Source organism: Cellulomonas sp. URHE0023 (assembly GCF_000688475.1).
Taxonomy (GTDB): domain Bacteria; phylum Actinomycetota; class Actinomycetes; order Actinomycetales; family Cellulomonadaceae; genus Cellulomonas.
On record NZ_JIAN01000007.1, the window covers coordinates 33,704 to 51,584 of the forward strand.

A 17,881-nucleotide genomic window follows, 5' to 3' on the forward strand; every position below is an offset into this window, starting at 1 on the left:
GGACGACTACTTCTTCGGCTTGCCCGCGCTCGTGATCATGCGCAACGCCTTCCAGCGCGAGATTCCGTCCGTGGACACGACACCGTCGAGGGAGTCGACCTCGACCGAGCCGAGCAGCAGGTCCTCGAGCACCGCGGGCGCGTCGGAGAGCACGAGGCCGGGGGGCAGGTCGTCCCCCTGCTGCGCGCCGGCCATCCACCGCGTCGCCGTGATCTGCCCCTCGCGACGCTCGAGCAGCACGATCGGCAGCTGACGCAGGAGCCGAGAGACGGCCGACGCTGCCGCCCGCGACGCCGAGCGGTCGCGCAGGACCGCGATCGCACCGACGTCCGAGAGCACGACGTCGGCGCCGACCTCCGCGATCACGCACGTCGCGGCGAGGGGCGCTGCCGCCGCCACGGGGGTCAGGAGCAGAGCCACCGAGGGCTGCTCGGTGCCGCCCTCGAGCAACGACGACAGGTCGTCGGGTACCACGAAGTCGTCGGGAATCTCGTCGTCGCTCACAGGTCCTCCTCCGTCCGGACGCGTCACAGCGCGCCCTTGGTCGACGGGATCCCGTCGACCCTCGGGTCCAGCTCGACGGCGAACCGGAGCGCCCGCGCCAGCGCCTTGAACTGAGCCTCGACGATGTGGTGCGGGTCGCGTCCGGCCAGGACACGGACATGGATGCTGAACGCTGCGTGGTGCGCGATCGACTCGAGCACGTGCCGTGTCAGGGAACCGGTGAAGTGCCCACCGATCAGGTGGTACTCCTGCCCGGGCGGCTCGCCCGTGTGCACGAGGTACGGCCGGCCGGACACGTCGACGACCGCCTGCGCGAGCGCCTCGTCCAGCGGAACCGTCGCGTCCCCGAACCTGGAGATGCCCCGCTTGTCCCCCAGCGCCTCGCGCAGCGCCTGCCCGATCGTGATGGCCACGTCCTCGACCGTGTGGTGCGCGTCGATGTCGGTGTCGCCCGTCGCCTTGACGGTCAGGTCGATCAGCGAGTGCTTCCCGAGCGCGGTGAGCATGTGGTCGTAGAACGGGACGGTCGTCGAGATGTCGGTGCGGCCGGTCCCGTCGAGGTCCAGCTCGACGAGCACGCTCGACTCGCTCGTCGCACGCTCGATGCGCGCCGTCCGGGCAGTCGTCTTCGGGCTCACAGCGAGGCCACCTCCGTCAGGGCGTCCTTGAACGCCTGTGTCTCCTGCGGGGTGCCGACCGACACCCGCAGCCATCCGGCCGGGCCGACCTCACGGATCAGGACGCCTCGGTCGAGCAGACCCTGCCAGATCGCACGCCGGTCGTCGAACACCCCGAACAGCACGAAGTTCGCGTCGGAGTCGGCGACGGTCAGCCCGCGGTCGCGCAGCCAGGTCACCAGGGCGTCGCGCTCGTCGCGCAGCGACCCGACCTGCGCCATGAGCTCTGGGGCGTGCCGCAGCGCGGCGCGGGCGGTCGCCTGCGTCACCGCGGACAGGTGGTACGGCAGCCGGACCACGGTCAGGGCGTCGACGAAGGCGGTCGATGCCGCCAGGTAGCCGACGCGCGCACCGGCGAGGCCGAACGCCTTGGACATCGTGCGGCTGACGGCGAGGTGCGGGTGGTCTGCCAGGAGCTCGAGCGCCGACGGTGTCCCGGTGCGGCGGAACTCGCCGTAAGCCTCGTCGACGACGACCACGCACCCGCCCGGCACGCGCGCCGCAGCATCGAGGACGGCCAGGACGGTGCTCGCCGGCAGGGCGGTGCCGGTGGGGTTGTTGGGGCTGGCCAGCAGGACCACCGACGGGGTGTGCTGCGCGATCGCGGCGACCGCGGCGTCCGGGTCCAGCCCGAAGTCCTCCTCGCGGCGTCCGGCCACCCACGCGGTGTTGGTGTCCCGCGCGTACTCCGGGTACATCGAGTAGGTGGGTGCGAACGACAGCGCCGTCCGGTCCGGTCCACCGAACGCCTGCAGGATGTGGAGCATGACCTCGTTGGACCCGTTCGCGGCCCACACCTGCGCGGGCTCCACCGAGACACCGGACTCGACCAGGAGGTAGTCGGCGAGTTCGGTGCGCAGGGCAGTGAAGTCCCGGTCGGGGTAGCGGTTGAGGCCCGAAGCGACCTCAGCCACGGCCGCGGCGATGTCGGCGACGACCTCGGGCGACGGGCCGTACGGGTTCTCGTTGACGTTGAGCACGACCGGCACGTCGAGGTGCGGTGCGCCGTACGGCGAGATCCCCTCCAGCTCGGGGCGCAGCGGGAGCCGCGGGCCGAGCACAGCGGGTGCAGGACGGGCTTGAGCAGTCACGTGCCGAGTCTAGGGAACGCGCGTGTCGCGCTCCGCGGCGGTCCAGGACGCGAGCCGGACGAGTCCTTCCTCGATGGTCACCGCTGGGGTCCAGCCCAGCGCCTCCCGGGTTCGGCGCTGGTCGAACCAGTGCGCCGTCGAGAGCTGCTCGGCCGTGAACCGGGTCAGCGGAGGCTCCCCGTCCAGCGGCAGACGCGCCCAGGCCAGGTCCAGCAGACCACCCACCGCGCGGGCCGCGGCGGCCGGGACGTGCCGGCGAGGCGTCGGGACACCGGAGGCGGAGCAGATGCCCCTGAGGAGCTCCAGCACCGGGCGCGGCTCGCCGTTGGTGACCACGTACGGCTCTCCGCACGCGGAGTCGTCGGCGTGCAGCGCGGCGACCAGGGCGTCCACGGCGTTGTCGACGTACGTGGTGTCGATCAGCGCGGCGCCTGCGCCGAGCACAGGCAGGCGCCCCGACCGGGCGCGGTCGACGACCCGGCCGACGAGCTGCGTGTCCCCGGGTCCCCACACCACGTGCGGCCGCACGACGACGACCCGCATGCCGCCGGGCTCGTCGGCCGCGAGCGCGATCAGCTCGGCGGCCGCCTTGGTCCGCGCATAGTGACCGCGAGCGCGGTCGGGGTCTGCGGGTCCGGCGCCCGCCCCGGCGAGGGACGTCCCGAGGTGCGCGACCGACGGCGACGAGACGTGCACGAACCGCCTGACACCCGCAGCGGCGGCCGCGGTCAGGACGCGCTCGGTCCCCCGGACGTTCACCTCGACGTACTCGGCGAGCGGCCCTGTGATGGCGGCCTTGGCCGCGAGGTGGACGACGGCCTCCCGATCGTGCACGGCCTCCGCGACCGCTGCCGGATCGGTCACCGAGCCGCGCACGTCGGTCGCGACGCCGGACGCACGACGCTGCAGGGTGCGGACGTCATGCCCGTCCGCGACGAGCCGCGCGGCGACCCCACGACCGAGCATCCCGCTCGCACCCGTGACCAGGATGCGCGTCACAGACGCGCCCGCCGCCCGGCGAGCACCTTCTCGGCCCAGGTGCCGACGCGCGTGCGGTCGACCTTCGAGTTGTGCCGGACGTCGGTGGGCAGGGCGGCCGTGACCAGGACGGCCGCGACGCGGGTCGGCCTCAGCACGTCGCGCACAGCTTCCGCCAGCACCGGCTCGGCGAGGACCGTCGCAGGCTCGTCGGTCTCGACGACGACGACGACCTGCTGCGTGCCGGCAGGCCCGACCCCGACGACGGCTGCAGCACGGACGCCGTCGACCGACTGCGCCAGCGACTCGAGCCCCACCGGCGTGACGGGACCCGCGGACGTGGCGAGCACGTGCGCGAGCCTGCCCTCGATCCACAGCCGACCCTCGGCGTCGAGGTGCCCGACGTCGCCGGTCCGGTGCCAGCCGGCATCGCGCGCCGAAGCCTCCTGCGTGAGCCAGAGGGCGTCGTAGCGCTCCTTGACGTGGGGCGCGGACACCAGTACCTCACCCGTGACCCCAGGCGCCGTCGAGGGCGCGCCGATGGCCCGACCGTCGGGCGCGAGCGCGCTGATCGCCAACCGAGCGGCCGCCACCGGTCGCCCGACGCAGACCCCGTTGCCTCCGCCCACCGCGCGGAGCTCGTCCAGGGACACGTCGCTGACCAGCAGCGACTCGGTCATGCCGTAGGGCGTGTGCGCCTGGGCGTTCGGCATGAGCGCGACCGCCTGCTCGAGCAGCCCGGGCCGCACGGGTGCACCGGCCGACAGGAACAGCCGGACGCCTGCGAGTGCCGCGCGGTCCGCCTCGCGCAGCCCGTCACCGGTTCGGACCGCGTTGGCCAGTGCGGCGGGCGACGCGAACACCACCGCACCGTCGATCGCCCGGACCGCCTCCGCGAGCGCTGACGCGGTGAGCGTCCCGGGTGCCGTCACGTCCATGTCCGGGCTCACGCTGGGAGCGCCGAGCGCCGGTCCGAGGAGCACGAACGGCGCGAACGCTGCGACGAGCGGGCTGTCGGGCCCGATCCCGTAGGTCGTGCCGACCGCGTCCCGGATCGCGGCCAGTCTGCGGTGCGTGTACACGACACCCTTGGCCGGTCCGGTCGACCCCGAGGTGAACAAGATCGCCGCGTCCTCGTCCGGCGCAGGCCAGGGCAGCTCTTCCTCCCAGGAACGGCCGAGCGCAGCGACGTCGTCGAGGGAGGCAGCGACGCCCAAGGCCCGACGCACACCGGGCCGCAGCGGACCGGCGCTGATCAGGGTGGGCGCCCAGCGCAGCGAGCGCGCCGCGACCAGGGCGCGTTCGATGCCGATCACGACGGTCGGCTCGGCGGCCCGGACGGCACGGGTGAGGCCCCGGACACCGAGGCCCGCGTCGGCGACGACGACGACGGCCCCCAGCCGCAGGCACGCGTACAGGATCGCCGTCAGGTCGACCCCGGGCGGAACGAGCAGCGCCACACGGTCACCCGCCGCGATCTCGTACGCCGCGAGCCCCCGGGCCAGCTCGTCCGTCCTGGCCGCGAGGGCCCGCCAGCTGGCCCGACGCGCATCCGCGCCGAGCTCGACGATCGCCGTGCTGTCGTCGTCGGACCGCTCGGTGAGCGTCGCACCGAGCGGACGGTAGGGCGCCTCGACGACTGTCGACGCCGGCACCTGGTCCGCTCCCTCGCCCAGTCCGCGCACATCCAGCCAGCGCAGCACTGCTCCGGCGACGTCCCGGTCCTCCACCACGAGGTGGCCGGCCCCCTCGAACCGATGCACGTCGGCGTGCGGCAGCCGCTCGCGCAGGTCGCGCAGGTGGCGCGCCGTGAACACCGGGTCACGCGGGCCCCACAGGAGCAGAGCCGGGACCTCCAGCTGCGCGGTGCCCCGGGCGATCCGCTCGAGCTCGGGACGGCTCGGGTGGTCGGCGGCCGCAGGGATGTCCGCGACGAAGCCGCCGATCCCGTCGCGCCGCGCGGCAGACCGGTACGGCGCGCGGAAGCCGTCGACGACCACGGGATCCAGACCCGGGTGCGCGATCGCCAGCGTGGTCTCCAGGAACGCCGGGGTCGTGACGGTGCCGAGCGGTCGGACGGCCGGCGCCATCGCGAGCCGCAGGACCGGTGGTACCGGTTCGTCGACGGGCTGGTACACCGCCGTGTTCGTGAGCACCAGGCCCACCAGCAGATCCGGGTGGTCGATGGCCCAGCCGAGGCTGACGAGGCCACCCCAGTCGTGGCCTACGGTCACCACGGGACCCTGCAGGCCGAGCGAGTCGGTCAGCGCTCCCAGGTCGGCAACCCGGTCGGCGAGCCGGTGCGTCTGCCCTGTCCGCTCGGAGAAGCCCATCTCGAGCTGGTCGACCGCGATCACCCGCCATGGCCGCTCTGCCCGGGCACCTGCCGCGACGACCCGGCGCCAGAGGTAGGACCACGTCGGGTTGCCGTGCACGCACAGCAGGGTGCCGACGGGCTCCGCCTCGAGCGTCCCGCCGTTGTCGAGCAGGTGCCAGCTGCGGCTCGGGGAGCCCGGGACGTCCACCACGCGCGACCAGCGGGGGTCGATGCCTCCGGCGTCGAGCAGCGCCCGAGGGGGCGAGAACGCGACCGTCGGGGTGGGTCGGACCGTCACCAGATGATCTCGGCCATGGCCGTGTGCAGGCCGGACCCGACCCCCATGCACAAGACCCGGTCACCGGAGCGGAGCGAGTCGGCCTGCTCGGCGAGCGTCATCGGCAACGCAGCCGGTCCGACGTTGCCCCAGCGTGGGAACGTCGTCGGGACCTTCTCGGGGTCGAGGGCGATCGCGTCGATGATCGAGCGCGTGTGCACCGAGGACACCTGGTGCGTGACGACGCGGTCGACACCGGACCAGTCCCAGTCCTCCTGGGCCTCGTTCCAGGCGTCCACGACGAGCTCGAGGCCGCCCGCGAGGAGACCCCCCGGGTCGGTCTTCATCCCGTCGACGCCACCGACGCACAGCTCGTGGTGCTGGGTGGCTGACCGCGAGATGCCACCGAGCAGCCGGTGCGCACCGGGATGCTGCCGGGCGGGGCCTAGGACCGCAGCCGCCGCGCCCGCACCGAGCGTCAGCGTCGCGAACTCCTCGAGGAACTGCTCACGCGTGCTGTCGGGGCCGGACAGTCGTTGGATCGTCGCCTCCTGGGTCGGCCGTGGGTCCTCCCCGTTGACGATGACCGCGTACTGCACCTGCCCGGCGTCGATGAGCTGCGCCGCGAGCGTCATGCCGTTGACGAAGCCCAGGCAGGCATTCGTCAGGTCGAAGCCGAGCGCGCTCGACGGCAGCCCGAGCCCCGAGTGGATCCGCGACGCGACCGACGGCTCGAGGAACGTGCGCGTGACCGAGGTGTTGATCAGCAGGCCGACGTCGCCTGCGTCGATACCGGCCTCGGCAAGTGCCTTGGCACCCGCCGCCGTCGCTGCGTCGTCGAACGTCATCTTGTCGTCCCACCACCGGCGCTCGTGCACCCCGGCCACGCGGGAGAGCAGTCCCTTCGGCAGGTGCAGCCGCTTCAAGGTGGGCGCCAGCCGCTCGTCGAACACCGTGGACGGGACCACGACCGGTGCCTCGATGCCGACCACGGCGAGCAGCGCGACGTCACGGTGCCGGAACGTCGCGTTGCCCGTCACAGGCGGTCCTCGTTTCTGCAGGGGAACTGGATCAGGGCACGGGTTCGGTACGGCAGGGTGATCAGAATCGCGCTCGCACCGCCTCGCCGTGCGCGGGCAGCCCTTCGGCGTCCGCGAGCGCCACGATGCGGTCGGCGATCTCGGCCAGCGCGTCCGCGCCGTACTCGATCACCTGGACGGCGCGCAGGAACGAGTGCACACCGAGCCCGCTGGCGAAGTGCGCGCATCCGCCCGTGGGCAGGACGTGGTTCGAGCCGGCCATGTAGTCCCCTAGGGAGACCGGCGAGTACGGACCGACGAAGATCGCCCCGGCGCTCGTCACGCGTTCGGCAAGCTCGGCGGCGCCGACCGTCTGGATCTCCAGGTGCTCCGCGCCGTAGGCGTTCACCACCTCGAGCCCCTGCTCGAGGTCGTCGACGAGGACGATCGCCGACTGCTTGCCGCTGAGCGCGGTCATCACCCGGGTGCGGTGCTCGGTCGACTCCACCCGGGCGTCCAGCTTGGCCTCGACCGAGCCCGCGAGCTCGACGGACGGCGTGACCAGGACAGCAGCCGCGAGCGGGTCGTGCTCCGCCTGCGAGACGAGGTCGGCGGCGACGTGCGACGCGTCAGCGGAACCATCCGCGAGGATCGCGATCTCCGTCGGTCCTGCCTCGGCATCGATCCCCACCACGCCGCGCACGAGCCGCTTGGCGGCCGCGACGTACACGTTGCCCGGGCCTGTGATGACGTCGACGGGCTCGCACAGCACCACGCCGTCCACGTCCTCGCTGCCGTCCGCGCCGTAGGCGAACATCGCGACGGCCTGCGCGCCGCCGACCGCGTAGACCTCGTCGACGCCCAGCAGCGCGCACGTGGCCAGCACCACAGGGTCGGGCAGGCCGCCGTCGTTCTTCTGCGGCGGGGAGGCCACGGCCAACGAGCCGACACCGGCCTCCTGCGCCGCGACGACGTTCATCACGACCGACGACGGGTACACCGCAAGCCCTCCGGGCACGTACAGGCCGACGCGCCGCACGGGGACCCAGCGCTGCCGGACCTGCGCACCGGGCACCACCTCGACGGTGAAGTCCGCCGGCCGCTGGGCGGCGTGCACGAGCCTGACTCGCCGGATCGTCTCGTCGAGCGCCGCCCGCACGTCCGGGTCCAGCGCACCGACCGAGGCCGCGATGACGTCTGCGGGCACCCGCAGGTGCACCGGACGCACACCGTCGAACCGTTCGGCCAGGTCACGCAGCTCCGCGGCACCACGCTTGCGCACGTCGGCCAGGATCGGCGCGACGATCTCGGCCGCGTGCTCGACGTCGACCTCGGCCCGCGGGAGCTCGTCGAGCAGCTCGCGACGCGTCAGGGTGCGACCTCGCAGGTCTATGCGGGTGATCACGAGCCGAGTCTATGACCGAGGCGGATCTGGGGCCTGACCACGTCCGACGAGCGGGCACACCCTGCGCCACACTGGTGCCATGACCAGCGTCCCCATCTCCGACGACTCCATCCGGCTCGGGCAGTTCCTCAAGCTCGCCGACCTCGCCGACTCCGGTGCGCACGCCCGGGCGCTGCTCGAGGACGGCGCGGTGACGGTCAACGGGGAGGACGAGACCCGTCGTGGTCGCCAGCTCGTCAAGGGAGACGTCGTCGAGGTCGACCTGCCCGCCGGTTACAAGGAAGCAACGGTCGCCTGAGGGTTCGGGACCTGGCACGAGTGCCGACGACCTGCCGGTTCCGGTCGACGACGGCTCAGCCGAGCACCTGACCGGGCTGGGTCAGCCGACGCCGCGATAGGCGGGCAGAGCGGCGTCGAACAGCTCCGTCCACGACCGCACCGGCCTGACGGCGACGTGGTCGTCGAGCTGGTCCAGCGTCGCGTGCCAGCCGCCGCCGTAGCCACGCGCCGCCGACTCGGTGAGCACCTGGTGCTCCAGGACCAGGACGGCACCGTCGTCGGCGGCCCGGATCCGGACCTCGAGGAGCGTCGGCTGCTCGCCGGGGAACGACCAGGTGAGCACGAGCCGGTGCGGCTCGTCGCACTCATGGACCTCGCCGGTCGCATTCTGCTCGACCGACGGCAGGTCGTCGCCCATCCGCAGCTCGTACCGGCGGCCCGCTCCGAGATACACCGGTCCGAGCCAGCGGGCCAGGCGTTCGGGGTCGGTCACAGCGGACCACAGGTCGGCCGGGGTCGTCGCGTACGCCCGCTCGAACCGCACGGTGACACCGTCGTCGCCCGGGATCAGCACACCCCTCGGATCAGCCATCGGTCTCGCGCCTCCCTCGGGCGATCTCTGTGTCGAGCGCGTCGAGCCGGCTGGCCCAGAACATCTTGATCCCCCGCGCCCATGCCTCGAGCTCGTCGAAGGGTTCCGGTCGCACCGCGTACAGGCGACGCTGCCCGCGAGGAACCGACTCGACGACGCCGGCGTCGCGGAGCACCCGCAGGTGGCGAGACGTCGCGGGCTGGCTGATCCCGAACTCACCACCGACCGCGTCAGCGAGGTCACCCGCCGAACGCTCGCCCGAGGCGAGCATCTCCACGAGCCGTCGTCTGACCGGATCCCCCAGCGCATCCATCGTGTGCATGGGACCGATATTTCCACCGCGCGTTATATAACGCAAGCGTTAGAGATCAGGAGGTCAAACAGCTCGGTCCCAGCAACGCCTTGAGGTCGCCGAACAGGGACGGTGACCGCTGTACACGCAGGCCGTGGTCGAGCCGCATGACGGTCGCCCGACCCGGGCTGGTGAGACGCAGGTGCACCTCCGTCACACCAGGGTGAGTGGCGAGCACCTCGCGCAGCCGCTCGACGACCGGTGGCGTGCACCGGGCCACGGCCATCGACACGACGACCGGTGCGTCGGCCGCCTGCGAGACGTCAGGCAGGGAGACCTCCATAGCCTGCAGCTGCATCGTCTCGTCGCGGCGCCGCACCCGGCCGCGGATCACGACGACCGCGTCCTCTGCCAGTGCCGTCGAGTAGGCCAGGTAGGTCTCGCCGAAGAACATGATCTCGACCGACCCCTCCATGTCCTCGATCGTGACCGCGGCCCAGGGGTTGCCCTGCTTGGACATCTTGCGCTGCAGCGACGTGATCAGGCCGGCGACCACGACGGTCGAGCCGTCCGGGCGGGCTTCGTCCGCGAGGAGGGTCGCGATCGAGACGTCCGCGGCCGCAGCAAGTACGTGCTCGAGGCCGGACAGCGGATGGTCCGACACGTAGAGGCCGAGCATCTCCCGCTCGAACGCGAGCCGCTGCTTCTTGTCCCAGTCCGGCAGGTCCGGTACGACGACCGCGAAGCCCTGCGTGGCGTCGTCACCGCCCATGAGGTCCGCGAAGAGGTCGAACTGACCCTCGGCCTCCTTGCGCTTGACGCCGATGACGGAGTCGACGGCCTGCTCGTGGACGAGCAGCAGCGCGCGCCGCGGGTGCCCCAGCGAGTCGAACGCGCCGGCCTTGATGAGCGACTCGATGGTCCGCTTGTTGCAGACGACGGCCGGCACCTTGTCGAGGAAGTCGGTGAACGAGGTGAACTCGCCCTTCTCCTCGCGCGTCCGCACGATCGCGTCGACCACGTTGGCGCCGACGTTGCGCACCGCCGTGAGGCCGAACCGGATGTCCTTGCCGACGGCCGTGAAGTTGGCTGACGACGAGTTCACGTCGGGCGGCAGGACGGTGATGCCCATGTGCCGCGCTTCGCCCAGGTAGAGGGCCGACTTGTCCTTGTCGTCGCGGACGCTGGTCAGCAGCGCAGCCATGTACTCGGTCGAGTAGTTGGCCTTGAGGTACGCCGTCCAGTAGGAGATGACGCCGTACGCCGCCGAGTGCGCCTTGTTGAACGCGTAGTCCGAGAACGGCAGCAGGATGTCCCACAGCGTCTTGACGGCGTCCATCGAGAAGCCGCGCTCGACCATGCCGCCCGAGAAGCCCTCGAACTGCTTGTCCAGCTCCGACTTCTTCTTCTTGCCCATCGCGCGGCGCAGGATGTCGGCCTGACCGAGCGAGTACCCGGCGACGCGCTGGGCGATCGCCATGACCTGCTCCTGGTACACGATCAGGCCGTAGGTGGTGCCCAGGATCTCGGCGAGCGGCTCCTCGAGCTCTGCGTGGATCGGGGTCACCGGCTGCGCGCCCGTCTTGCGCAGGGCGTAGTTGGTGTGCGAGTTCGCACCCATCGGGCCGGGCCGGTACAGCGCGCCGACGGCCGAGATGTCCTCGAAGTTGTCGGGGCGCATGAGCCGCAGCAGAGAGCGCATGCCGCCGCCGTCGAGCTGGAACACGCCCAGGGTGTCACCGCGGCCGAGGAGCTCGTAGGTGGCCCGGTCGTCCAGCGCGAGGTCCTCGAGGACCACCGGCTCCTTGCCGTTCATCACGATGTTCTCGAGCGCGTCGTCGAGGATCGTCAGGTTGCGCAGCCCGAGGAAGTCCATCTTGATCAGGCCGAGGCCCTCGGACGTCGGGTAGTCGAACTGCGTGATGACCGCGCCGTCCTGGGGGCGCCGCATGATCGGGATGATGTCGATGAGCGGGTCGCTCGACATGATGACGCCGGCCGCGTGCACGCCCCACTGGCGCTTCAGGCCCTCGATGCCCTTGGCGAGCTCCACCACGCGCTGCGCCTCGGGGTCCGCCGCGTGGACCTGGCGGAACTCCTCGGCCTCGTTGTACCGCTTGTCGGCCGGGTCGAAGATGCCGGTGAGCGAGATGTCCTTGCCCATGATCGCGGGCGGCATCGCCTTGGTGAGCTTCTCCCCCATCGCGAACGGCATACCGAGCAGCCGCGCGGAGTCCTTGAGGGCCTGCTTGGCCTTGATGGTGCCGTAGGTGACGATCTGCGCGACGCGGTCCTCGCCGTACTTCTCCGTGACGTACCGGATCACCTCACCGCGACGACGCTCGTCGAAGTCGACGTCGAAGTCGGGCATGGAGACGCGGTCGGGGTTGAGGAACCGCTCGAAGATCAGGCCGTGCTGCAGCGGGTCCAGGTCCGTGATCCGCATCGCGTACGCCGCCATCGAGCCGGCGCCAGAACCACGGCCGGGCCCGACACGGATGCCGTTGTTCTTGGCCCAGTTGATGAAGTCGGCGACCACGAGGAAGTACCCCGGGAAGCCCATGCCCGTGATGACCTCGGTCTCGAACTCCGCCTGCTTGCGCACCTCGTCGGGGATCCCGTCCGGGTACCGCACCCGCAGCCCGGTCTCGACCTCCTTGATGAACCAGCTGGTCTCGTCCTCCCCGGCCGGGACCGGGTAGTTCGGCATGTAGTTGGCCGACGTGTTGAACGAGACCTCGCACTGCTCCGCGACGAGCAGCGTGTTGTCGCACGCCTCCGGGTGCTCGGACCAGATCTGGCGCATCTCCTGCGCGGACTTCACGTAGAAGCCGTCGCCGTCGAACTTGAACCGGTCGGGATCGGTCAGGGTCGACCCGGAGTTGATCGCGAGCAGGGCGTCCTGCGATCCACGGTCCTCCCGCTTCACGTAGTGCAGGTCGTTGGTGGCCAGCAACGGCGCGCCGATGGTCTCGGAGAGTCGCAGCAGGTCCTTGATGACCCGGGTCTCGATGTCGATCCCGTGGTCCATCAGCTCGACGTAGAAGTACTCCTTGCCGAAGATGTCCTGCAGCTCACCGGCCACCCGGACGGCCTCGTCCCACTGGCCCAGACGGAGGCGCGTCTGGATCTCGCCGGACGGGCAGCCGCTGGTCGCGATCATCCCCTTGCCGTAGCGCTGCAGCAGGTCGCGGTCCATCCGGGGCCACTTGCCCATCTGGCCCTCGAGGGAGGCGAGCGAGCTCGCGCGCATGAGGTTGTGCAGGCCCTCGTTGTTCCGGGCCAGCAGAGTCATGTGGGTGTACGCACCACGCGCCGAGACGTCGTCCTGCTCCTGGCCCTGCTGGCCGAAGCGCACCCGCGTCTGGTCGAACCTGCTCGTGCCCGGCGTGACGTAGGCCTCGATGCCGATGATCGGCTTGATCCCGGCCGACGTCGCCTTGGACCAGAAGTCGAACGCACCGAACAGGTAGCCGTGGTCGGTCGTCGCGATCGCCGTCTGGCCGAGCCGCTCGACCTCGGTGAACAGGTCACCCAGCCGGGCCGCTCCGTCGAGCATCGAGTACTCGGTATGGACGTGGAGGTGAACGAAGTCTGAGCCTCCAGCAGGTGCCATGCGGGCGATCCTACGTCGCCGCACCGACACCCTGAGGGCGCCGTCGGCGTGTCCGGTCGCTACTCCGAGGACGTGTCGGTCACACGCACGACCTTGAGCGCATCCCGGTGCCAGATGTTCTCGGACAGGTACCGATCGGGCCGGGCGACGTAGCCCAGTCGGGCGTAGAAGCCGAGAGCCTGCTCCTGCGCGCTGAGCTCGACAGCCACCGTGCCGTCGACGCCGAAGCGCTCGAGCGCCGCCGCCTCGAGAGCGGCCATGAGCCGGGCTCCGACGCCCAGCCCGCGGGCCGCGGCACGGACCGCGACGCGGCCGATGTGCGCCGGCTCGCCGCTGTGGTGCGGCGGCAGGAGGCGGGCAGTGCCGAGCGCACTCCCGTCGTCGTCGAGCGCCACGACGTGCAGCGTGGCCGGGTCGTCGTCGAGCTCGTCCAGCTCGACCTCTGGGTCGACGCCTTGCTCCCCCACGAAGACGGCCATCCGGATCTCGTTCATCGCGGTGCGCAGCTCATCGCTGTCCACGGGGACGACCCGGATCACGAGTGGCCGTCCGCGCACACGGCCAACCCCGCGCCCACGCCGTCCAGCACCGGGTGGGCAGCGTCGAGGTGGCCGTCGTCGGGTCCTCCAGCAGATGGCATGCGGGCGACCTTACGACGTCGGGCTGTCCGCGTCGGGCACGGGCCACAACCGCAAGGCGACGGTTTTCACCCGCGAGATCAGGACATACTGGTTGATTCCCGACCTTTAGGGCCGACAGTCTCGGTGGGAGCAGGGCGGCGTCGCCCTGCACCAACCACAGGGGGCTCCGCAATGCATGCCACGCCACCCCACGTCCGTCGCCCCCACGCTCCGCATGCGCTCGCGCGCGTGGCCGCCGCTCTTTCGGGCCTGACGCTCATGAGCGTCGCCGTGCTCGTCGCCAGCCCGGCGAGCGCAGCGCCGCCCCAACCCACCTGCGGCTCGACGCTGACAGTCGACACAGCGCTCCAGGCCGACCTCTGGTGCGAGGACTCCAGCGGGCTGACGCTCGCACCAGGCGTCGACCTCAACCTGCGTGGGCACACCCTGGGCTCGAGCAGCGGCGCGTTCGGTTTCGGCGTGGCGGTCCCCGCAGTGGGAGACACGACGATCCGCAACGGCACCCTGGCCGGCTGGGGAGCGGGCGTGACCAACTACGGCGTGCGAGGCGACCGAGGCGTCCTCGTCATCCAGAAGGTGGCATTCGTCAACAACGAGCTGGGCGTCGACGCCTCCAGCGAGGACACGGGCTTCAACAACAAGCCCACAACCATCACCCGATCCTCGTTCACGGGCAGCGGGCGTTCCGGGATCCGCGCCGTCTACGCCGACCTCACCGTCGACCACACGACGTTCACCGAGAACCAGACCGCGGTGTTCAGCGGCGCCGGCACCCTTCAGGTCACAGCCTCGCAGTTCGCGCGAAACGACACGGGACTGAGCCTCACGGAGAACCACACGACGGTCGATCGCTCGACGTTCACGAGCAACCCTCACGCCGTGGTCACCAACCGCGAGAACTGGCTCGCGGTCACCGCCAGCCGCTTCACCGGCTCCGACGTCGCTGTCGACGTGAACGGCGCGGGATACGGAACCATCGACATCTCAGGGTCGACGTTCCTCGCCAACACCACCGCCGTGATCCTGCCCCACTTCGGCGGATCACTCGTGAACAACACGTTCCGTGCCAACCACACGACCGTGACGCTGTCCGAGACCCCGGAGTCGGCGGTTCTCATCCAGGGCAACACCTTCCGGCTCAACGCCGACGGCCTCCTGCTCGAGAACGCCAACGCGCTCGTGAGCATCGGTGGCAACGAGGCGAGGCGCAACACGGGCTGGGGAATCAGTGCCCCCGGTGCGACTGACCTGGGCGGGGACACCGCCGCGGGCAACGGCAACGACCCGCAGTGCGTGGGAGTCGTGTGCGGGGCACCCCGGCAGTCGTGACCGGCGTCATCCGCCAGCACTCGCACCAGGGGCACCCGGTCCGCATCCTGACCCCGGCTCCGTTCGACAACCGCTCGAGACGCACAACCCGGAGGTTCCCATGCGCGTGACCACGATCGTCGCCTGCCTCGTGCTCTCGAGCTCGAGCATCCTCGTCGCGACCCCGGCGAGCGCGGATCCTCCACCTGCCTGCGGCTCGACGCTCACCGTCGACACCGTGCTGCGGGCCGACCTCGTCTGCGCCGGTCCGGGGCTGCTACTGGCGCCCGGCGTCGACCTCAACCTGAAGGGCCACACCGTGAAAGGGACAGCTGGCGGCGTCGGGGTGTCTGTCGCTTCCGCCGGCGACGCGACCGTGAAGAACGGCACACTGACCGGGTGGGACACCGCGTTGGGCGTCTATGCGGCCACCGACATGGGCCACGGTCCGCTCCACGTCGAGAAGGTGTCGTTCCGTGACAACGGCACCGGCCTGAATGCGTCCGACCCTGACAACGGGACCTTGCACACCAAGGACGTCACGATCACCGGCTCGACGTTCACCGGCAGCAGGGAGTTCGCGCTCGTCTCCGCCTTCCTTCCCGAGTTCGACATCAGCAGCACGACGTTCATGGACAACAGGACAGCCTTGTCCGGCGGAACCTCGACACTGACGAACACGCGCTTCGTGCGCAACGGTGTCGCGATCTCCGTGGCCGAGAGCCGCGCGACCGTCGTACGGTCGACGTTCATCGACAACCCCGTGGCTGTGGACGCCAGCTGGTTCTCCTTCGGCGAGCTCGCGATCACCGACAGCACGTTCACCGGGTCCGACGTGGCCGTCCGCAGCGAGACCGTTCACGCCGACATCTCGGGGTCGATGTTCGTCGGCAACACGACCGCCGTGACGATCGGCATCGCCGGGGCGACAGTCGTCGGGAACACGTTCCGCGCCAACGGCACGACCCTGCGGCTCGTCGAGGAGGAGTTCAGCCCCACCCTCGTGCAGGACAACACGTTCCGGCTCAACGGAGACGGTCTGGTGCTCGCCGTCACGTCGGGCAGCGTCGTGAGCGTCGGAGGCAACGACGCCCGCCGCAACACGGGGTGGGGCATCAACGTCTCGGGCGTGAGCGACCTGGGAGGCAACACCGCGCGCGGTAACGGCAACGAGCCGCAGTGCGTCGGAGTGGTCTGCACGCCGTAGCGCGCTCACCGCGTCGCATGGCTACGCGTAGCCGTCCTGGAGGGTTGCGAGCGCCCGCGCCAAGTCGTCCGGGTACTCACTCGTCAGCTCGAGCCAGTCACCGGTGCTCGGGTGGTGGAAGCCCAGTCGCATGGCGTGCAGCCACTGACGGGACAGTCCGGCGCGCGCGGAGAGCGTCGGGTCCGCGCCGTAGGTGATGTCGCCGACGCACGGGTGCCGCAAGGCCGCGAAGTGCACACGGATCTGGTGCGTGCGTCCTGTCTCCAGGTGCACCTCGACCAACGACGCGGCCGGCAGCATCTCGAGCACTTCGTAGTGCGTCACCGACGGCTTGCCGCCCGCGACGACCGCGAACTTCCAGTCCGAGCTCGGGTGACGTCCGATCGGCGCGTCGATCGTGCCGGTCGTCGGCTCGGGATGACCCTGGACGAGCGCGTGGTAGACCTTCTCGACCGTGCGCTCCTTGAACGCCCGCTTGAGCACCGTGTAGGCGTGCTCGCTCTTGGCGACGACCATCAATCCCGACGTGCCCACGTCGAGCCGGTGCACGATGCCCTGCCGCTCAGCAGCTCCGGACGTCGAGATCCGGTAGCCGGTGGCCAGCAGTGCGCCGACGACGGTCGGGCCGGTCCAGCCCGGCGACGGGTGGGCGGCGACACCGACAGGCTTGTCGATGACGACCACGTCGTCGTCGTCGTACACGACCGTCATTCCCGGCACGGGCTCGGCGACGATCTCGATGGTTGCGGCGGGGGCGACGTCCGGGATCTCGACCTCGAGCCACCCGCCCGCCGCGAGTCGGTCGGACTTGCCGAGCTCCTTGCCGTCGAGGTGCACCCCGCCGGCCTCGGCGAGCTCAGCGGCGCGCGTGCGCGACAGACCCAGGAGGCGTGACAACGCGGCGTCGACGCGTTCGCCCACGAGCCCGTCGGGCACGGGCATGGCGCGGGTCTCAGGCATTCTGCTCTGTCGTGCTGTGCGAACCCTCGGTGATCTCGGATGTCGATGTCGCCGAGGAACCGGGGTCGGTCACTGGCGGTTCGTCCTCCCCAGCCGCGGAGTCGACGTCTGCGTCGGCGTCGGCGACTGCGACTGCATCGTCGCTCGAGTCGTCCGAGGGCTCGTCGTGACCGTCCCGCGTCCCGTCGATGTGCACGCCGGTCGCCGCCAGGATGACGATCATGATCGCCGCGACGACGATCGCGATGTCGGCGACGTTGCCGACGAACACGTTCCAGTAGGCGATGAAGTCGACCACCTCGCCTCGCGCGAACCCGGGCGCACGGAACAGTCGGTCTCCGAGGTTCCCGAGCGCCCCGCCGAGCAGCAGTCCGAGGGCGATCGCCCAGCCGCGTGACCCGATCCGTCGGCTGGCCCGGACGATGAAGACGATGACCGCCACCGCGACGACCGTGAGGACCCAGGTCATCCCCGTGGCGATCGACAGGGCCGCGCCGGGGTTGAACACCAGCTGCAGGCCGAGCAGGTCACCGACGAGGACGCGGCGCGCATGCTCCTCGAGGTTGTCCAGCGCCCACACCTTCGACAGCTGGTCGAGGACCAGCACGACGACCGTGATCGAGGAGAGCAGGATCAGGAGCCGACGCCGGCGAGGGTTCGCCGACGGCGCGACAGCATGGTCGTCCGAGGTGGTGGGCACCGCAGGAGTCTACGTGCG

General features: G+C 70.9%; 16 protein-coding genes. 3 read left to right on the forward strand and 13 right to left on the reverse strand.

Features of this window, described 5'->3' with window-relative positions:
* Nucleotides 1–6 precede the first annotated feature (6 nt).
* The 7 genes from N553_RS0113225 to hisD form a co-directional block, all read right to left on the reverse strand.
* Nucleotides 7–504: a hypothetical protein gene (locus N553_RS0113225; RefSeq protein ID WP_028046917.1), complete on the reverse strand. Its 498-nt coding sequence runs from the start codon at nt 502–504 to the stop codon at nt 7–9.
* Between the two features lie 23 nt (nt 505–527).
* Nucleotides 528–1,142, reverse strand: a complete 615-nt coding sequence (gene hisB, locus N553_RS0113230; RefSeq protein WP_028046918.1) for an imidazoleglycerol-phosphate dehydratase HisB — start codon at nt 1,140–1,142, stop codon at nt 528–530.
* Nucleotides 1,139–2,272, reverse strand: a complete 1,134-nt coding sequence (locus N553_RS0113235) for a histidinol-phosphate transaminase (RefSeq protein ID WP_028046919.1) — start codon at nt 2,270–2,272, stop codon at nt 1,139–1,141. Before N553_RS0113235 ends, hisB begins: the two co-directional genes overlap by 4 nt.
* Before the next feature lie 9 nt (nt 2,273–2,281).
* On the reverse strand, nt 2,282–3,271 hold the full coding sequence (locus N553_RS0113240; protein WP_028046920.1) for an NAD(P)-dependent oxidoreductase: 990 nt from the start codon (nt 3,269–3,271) through the stop codon (nt 2,282–2,284).
* Entirely contained in the window at nt 3,268–5,865 is a 2,598-nt protein-coding gene (locus N553_RS0113245) for an alpha/beta fold hydrolase (protein ID WP_231505275.1), read from the reverse strand. The genes N553_RS0113240 and N553_RS0113245 overlap by 4 nt, the downstream gene beginning before the upstream one ends.
* A complete protein-coding gene (locus N553_RS0113250) occupies nt 5,862–6,884 on the reverse strand; it encodes a 3-oxoacyl-ACP synthase III (protein ID WP_028046922.1) in 1,023 nt (340 codons plus the stop codon). The genes N553_RS0113245 and N553_RS0113250 overlap by 4 nt, the downstream gene beginning before the upstream one ends.
* Before the next feature lie 61 nt (nt 6,885–6,945).
* Nucleotides 6,946–8,268, reverse strand: a complete 1,323-nt coding sequence (gene hisD, locus N553_RS0113255) for a histidinol dehydrogenase (RefSeq protein ID WP_028046923.1) — start codon at nt 8,266–8,268, stop codon at nt 6,946–6,948.
* Between the two features lie 79 nt (nt 8,269–8,347).
* Here hisD and N553_RS0113260 point away from each other — a divergent pair, with 79 nt between their 5' ends.
* Nucleotides 8,348–8,566, forward strand: coding sequence for an RNA-binding S4 domain-containing protein (locus N553_RS0113260; protein ID WP_034622432.1), 219 nt, complete (start codon nt 8,348–8,350; stop codon nt 8,564–8,566).
* A gap of 81 nt (nt 8,567–8,647) precedes the next feature.
* Here N553_RS0113260 and N553_RS24355 read toward each other — a convergent pair whose 3' ends face one another.
* Genes N553_RS24355 through N553_RS22695 form a run of 4 tightly spaced genes read right to left on the reverse strand, consistent with a single transcriptional unit; the run spans nt 8,648 to nt 13,568 of the window.
* Nucleotides 8,648–9,139, reverse strand: coding sequence for an SRPBCC family protein (locus tag N553_RS24355; RefSeq protein ID WP_051640172.1), 492 nt, complete (start codon nt 9,137–9,139; stop codon nt 8,648–8,650).
* Nucleotides 9,132–9,461, reverse strand: coding sequence for a helix-turn-helix transcriptional regulator (locus N553_RS22690; protein ID WP_034622433.1), 330 nt, complete (start codon nt 9,459–9,461; stop codon nt 9,132–9,134). Before N553_RS22690 ends, N553_RS24355 begins: the two co-directional genes overlap by 8 nt.
* A gap of 46 nt (nt 9,462–9,507) precedes the next feature.
* Nucleotides 9,508–13,047: a DNA polymerase III subunit alpha gene (dnaE, locus tag N553_RS0113275; protein WP_028046925.1), complete on the reverse strand. Its 3,540-nt coding sequence runs from the start codon at nt 13,045–13,047 to the stop codon at nt 9,508–9,510.
* 59 nt (nt 13,048–13,106) lie between these two features.
* Nucleotides 13,107–13,568 carry a GNAT family N-acetyltransferase gene (locus N553_RS22695; RefSeq protein ID WP_156043841.1) on the reverse strand — a complete coding sequence of 154 codons (462 nt, stop codon included), beginning with the start codon at nt 13,566–13,568 and terminating at the stop codon, nt 13,107–13,109.
* A 348-nt stretch (nt 13,569–13,916) separates the two neighbouring features.
* Here N553_RS22695 and N553_RS0113285 point away from each other — a divergent pair, with 348 nt between their 5' ends.
* Entirely contained in the window at nt 13,917–15,017 is a 1,101-nt protein-coding gene (locus tag N553_RS0113285; RefSeq protein ID WP_028046926.1) for a right-handed parallel beta-helix repeat-containing protein, read from the forward strand.
* A 100-nt stretch (nt 15,018–15,117) separates the two neighbouring features.
* Complete coding sequence (locus N553_RS0113290; RefSeq protein ID WP_028046927.1) at nt 15,118–16,203, forward strand: right-handed parallel beta-helix repeat-containing protein; 1,086 nt, start codon at nt 15,118–15,120, stop codon at nt 16,201–16,203.
* A 21-nt stretch (nt 16,204–16,224) separates the two neighbouring features.
* Here the strand turns inward: N553_RS0113290 and N553_RS0113295 are convergent, their stop codons facing one another.
* Both N553_RS0113295 and lspA read right to left on the reverse strand, forming a co-directional pair.
* On the reverse strand, nt 16,225–17,163 hold the full coding sequence (locus N553_RS0113295) for an RluA family pseudouridine synthase (RefSeq protein ID WP_028046928.1): 939 nt from the start codon (nt 17,161–17,163) through the stop codon (nt 16,225–16,227).
* Entirely contained in the window at nt 17,156–17,863 is a 708-nt protein-coding gene (lspA, locus tag N553_RS22700) for a signal peptidase II (RefSeq protein WP_081844588.1), read from the reverse strand. The genes N553_RS0113295 and lspA overlap by 8 nt, the downstream gene beginning before the upstream one ends.
* Nucleotides 17,864–17,881: the final 18 nt, after the last annotated feature.